The sequence below is a fragment of the Oleiphilus sp. HI0067 genome (assembly GCF_001635735.1).
The window spans coordinates 1-836 of the sequence record NZ_LWFI01001402.1; the positions used below are offsets into that span (position 1 = coordinate 1).

The 836-nt window shown below is 41.1% G+C and carries 1 protein-coding gene; it reads left to right on the forward strand.

The genetic code is table 11. From position 1 onward, the window contains the following. Nucleotides 1-470: 470 nt before the first annotated feature. The coding region (locus tag A3739_RS22305) for a hypothetical protein (RefSeq protein ID WP_156502765.1) at nt 471-836 on the forward strand (366 nt) is incomplete at its 3' end.

Sequence of the window (836 nt, forward strand, 5' to 3'; positions counted from 1 at the left end):
CGCGGTCGGCATCATTGCTTTCGTTGAAGCATTTGTTTGGTGGTTCTTAGTGTTATCACTGGTTGTGATTGGCTTAGAGGTCGCTCTAATTATGCAAGCGAAAAAAGACAAAACCACGAGTTAGGTGGTCAACGCACGATTATCGGCGTTAGATGGATCACCTAATTACAAGCGGCTTTGCAACCGATTTTGTAAATTTGTTATGTAGTTTGAAATAACTTGAAATCCTAAAAATCTAAACTTGAATTGCATCAAAATTATATGAAGGCCCGCCTGTAAGCAGCCAACCAATTGTTTTGATGCATATTTTCGCAGATAAGGCGTAGTGCGAAAAAGTATCCTGAAACTGATCTTACTTTTGGAATTTAATACAAAAGAATGGAAAGTTTAGGATGGATGACAATAATGAGTCAGAATCAGAGAAAACAGAACAGATCGATACTCAGGCTAAGTAGTCCTTGGGTCACGTGATGACTGTCTCTGAGCAAGAAGCAGAGGCTTTAGGGGCTAGTACACCAGATGCTTCTAGTCTTGAGTTATCATATCGTGCAGCGTTTGACTCTGTAGCTTGTTCGCTTGGATACTTTGATTATCACCAAGAAGCACATCAGTTAGACAGTGAAGAACCTCTTCAAAGTGTTTCGATAGAGCAGCTCAATGAGCTCGCACGCATTAACCATCTTACTTTTACACCCACTAGCAAAGTTCACGAGAAAGGGGTTGATGACTTACTCGGCTTACTGTCTCTGCTTCTAGTCGGTGAAAACAAGGTATCATTAGTGATTCTTGAATATACGCCAGGCCACTGGCGAGTGTTTGATATTAAGCAACGTACC